The 856-nt window shown below is 50.1% G+C and carries 2 protein-coding genes; one reads left to right on the forward strand and one right to left on the reverse strand.

Translation table 11 applies throughout. The features are described from left to right. Positions 1-186: 186 nt before the first annotated feature. Entirely contained in the window at positions 187-639 is a 453-nt protein-coding gene (gene tnpA / locus GTA51_RS20350) for an IS200/IS605 family transposase (RefSeq protein ID WP_160964304.1), read from the forward strand. A gap of 8 nt (positions 640-647) precedes the next feature. Here the strand turns inward: tnpA and GTA51_RS20790 are convergent. After that, the coding region (locus GTA51_RS20790; protein ID WP_211922685.1) for a hypothetical protein at positions 648-856 on the reverse strand (209 nt) is incomplete at its 5' end.

Raw genomic sequence — 856 nt, forward strand, 5'->3', positions numbered from 1 at the left:
TGCCAGGGGGGAGTCAGACCCAGTCCCAGGGCGAAGATATCTTCTGTACGCATTTTGAGCCTCCGAGAGGGTCGCTACCCCTCGCCGGAGGATAAGGTCAATTCCATTTCAAGCGTCGAAGAACCGTTTAAACCCCCGGCTTCAGCCGGGTAGCTTTCAGCTAGCAGTTGCTTTAAGAAAGTGGGCATGGACTACCGCCGTGGCAGCCACACCAAGTACAAGATCGAGTACCACTTCGTATGGGTAACGAAATATCGTTACCAAGTTCTTCAAGGTGACCTTGCCTTGCGGGTTCGTGAACTTGTGCGCCAAATCTGCGAGCGGCTTGAAATTCAAATACTGCGTGGAGTTGTGAGTAAAGACCATGTGCATATTCTGGTCTCTGCTCCGCCTGAAATCGCGCCCTCTGAAATAATGCGCCGCGTCAAAGGCAGGACATCCAGCAAGATATTTGAAGAGTTCCCTCTGGTGAAAAAACGGTACTGGGGAAGGCATTTTTGGGCGCGAGGATACTTCTGCGTCACAGCTGGTGAACTTACTAAAGAGATGATCCAGGAGTATCTTGCACATCATTTCGAACGCGATCCCAATGATAGTTTCGATGTTGAGCAACCGGCTGCGAAGCCCGCCGGTTCGTAGCTGGACTTTCAGTCCGCTGGTTCAAACCCACCAGCTTCAGCTGGTGGTTGTTTAGTATATTTTCCATTTTGTGTCGACGGTGAGCTTCTTTCGTAGGGGAGTTCACCGTTTTTTACTGCTAAAATTGAAATGTTGTGATGGCGATGAGGTAATATAAAGAGAGTTGGACGGTAGAGTCCACGGAAGTGTTGTAAATTCTGGAGTCGTCTAGGCCGGG

The organism is Solidesulfovibrio aerotolerans (assembly GCF_009856865.1).
GTDB classification, from domain to species: Bacteria; Desulfobacterota; Desulfovibrionia; order Desulfovibrionales; family Desulfovibrionaceae; genus Solidesulfovibrio; species Solidesulfovibrio aerotolerans.

What these genes read in the sequence shown, in the direction of transcription:
- tnpA (WP_160964304.1), top strand. Translation starts at nt 187, where the DNA reads ATGGACTACCGCCGTGGCAGCCACACCAAGTACAAGATCGAGTACCAC.